Annotated in this window: 1 protein-coding gene; it reads left to right on the top strand. The window is 69.4% G+C overall.

All coding sequences use genetic code 11. The features are described from left to right. A partial coding sequence (locus AC1DWF_RS31630) for a carbohydrate-binding domain-containing protein (RefSeq protein ID WP_476842524.1) occupies positions 1-1,880 on the top strand: 1,880 nt, incomplete at its 5' end. Between the last annotated feature and the right edge of the window lie 103 nt (positions 1,881-1,983).

The raw sequence follows: 1,983 nt of genomic DNA, 5'->3' as shown, positions 1-1,983 counted from the left end.
CCTATGTGCTGACCGGCCAACGCTGGATGCTGGACAACCTCGAGGCCCAGGCCGCCTGGAATATCCTCAGCCAGTGGCCCCAGGTCCGCGGTGGCGCCGCCGACAACCTGGTCAACACCAACCAGGTCCGCGGCGCCGCCTGGGCTCTGCGGGAGGTGGACGACGCTGCCTGGGCCGCGCCCGACGGCACCGCGGAGAAGGCCTATTTCCAGGAAGCCTCGRACGCCAACTACGCCTGGCTYGTCTCGAAGATCCCGGAATGGACRGCACAGCAGGGCGAGGCCCATGGCTGGGTTCCCGGCAGCTACGGGACCGATGGCGCGCTGCCGCCCTGGCAGCAGGACTACTTCGCCTCGACCGTGATCGCYGCGGCCGGCCGYGGCAATGCGGACGCCCTGACCTTCCTGRAGTGGGAGKCGAAYTTCCTYGTGGGCCGCTTTACCCATGCCGCCCARGGTTTCGACGAGCACGATGGCGCGGCCTACCTSATCGCCATCAGCAATGCCGCCGCCGGCGCCGCGCCCTATCAGAGCTGGGCCCAGATCGGCGCACAGACCGAGGCCCGGGGCTGGAGCAATGGCGAYGGRTGGTCGCAGAGCCAGGGCGACTACCCGCAGCTGGCGCTSGCGACGCTGGCCGGCATCTACCGSCTGACGGGCTCYGCCGAGGCCAAGGCSGCCTACGACGGCCTRATGGCGGACGYGCCRCCCTTCWCCGSGGCGRSYGACTACGCGCGCGAYCCGACCTTCGCCRTCGCCGGGCCCGAAACGGCGRCCGSCAAGCCCGTGCCCATTCCGGACAGCCCGGCGACGACGCCCCATCCGACCCCTGACCCCACGATCCCGGGATCATCGGGCGGCACCATCCCGCTCGCGGTCGTCCTCGGCGCGGAGAGCTGGAACGGCAACCCGATCGCCCTGGTCCGGGTGGATGGCATGGAGGTGTTCCGCGGCGAGGTGAAGGTACAGCACTCGGCCGGCGGWGAACGGCACGAGCTCGGCAGCTWCGCCSCCGRCACSRCYCATGCCGTRACGGTGGARTTCCTCAACGATGCCTGGGGYGGCACYGCGGGYGCSGATCGCAACCTYTACGTCGAGRSYATCCTGGCYAAYGGCGTGGAYAYGGGCCTCCACCARGCCCTGCACTCCAACGGGGTGGCGTCCTTCAACCTGCCGGCGACCACGCCGGGCCACGAGACCACGCAGGACGTCCTGAGCGTCTCGCTCTCCGGCGACTCCTGGCAGGGGGATGCCCGCTACGCSATCCTGATCGAYGGCMARCAGGTCGGCGAGGGAACGACCGGMGCCTCGCACGCGGCCGGTCAGCACGAGGTYCTSGAATTCAAGGGYGAYTTCACCGAYGGSCAKCACGCGCTGACCGTCCGCTTCCTGAMCGACGGCTGGGGCGGCACGGCGGGGACCGACCGCAACCTCTACGTGGACGGGGTGGTGTTGAACGGTACGGATCAGCATCTCGCCGCGAGCCTGCTCACCGCCCGTGACCAGACCTTCTCGTTCGGAGGCTCGCAGCCGTCCGGCGGSGSGGCGGCGGCGGCTCCGCCGGATGTGCTGMGGATCAGCCTCTCGCAGGACGCCTATCAGGGCGACGCCCGCTTCGTYGTTCTGGTGGACGGGATCCAGATGGGCGACGAGCGGGTGGCGMGCGCGCCYCATGGAACGGATCACCCGGACGTCGTCGAGATCCAGGCGGACTTCGCAGCGGGCGGGCATTCCCTGGCCGTGCGCTTCCTGAACGACGCCTGGGGCGGCCARGCCTCCGCCGACCGSAACCTCTATGTCGACAAGGTCGAGTTCAACGGCGTCGACCTGCATGCGCATGCCGCGCTCCTGCAGAACGGAGATGCCGTCTTCGCATTTTGAATCAGAGGCTTCGCGGCGGGTCGCTCTTTGGGACAGCCCGCCCCATTTTCTCTGATCAGATCCCAGGGGCCACCGATACAAAGACGATGTGGCCTCCCTGGTC

Source organism: Aminobacter sp. P4_D5, from assembly GCF_056401815.1.
The sequence above is the reverse complement of the archived record's forward strand: the minus strand, read 5'-3'. Positions and strand labels throughout refer to the sequence as shown.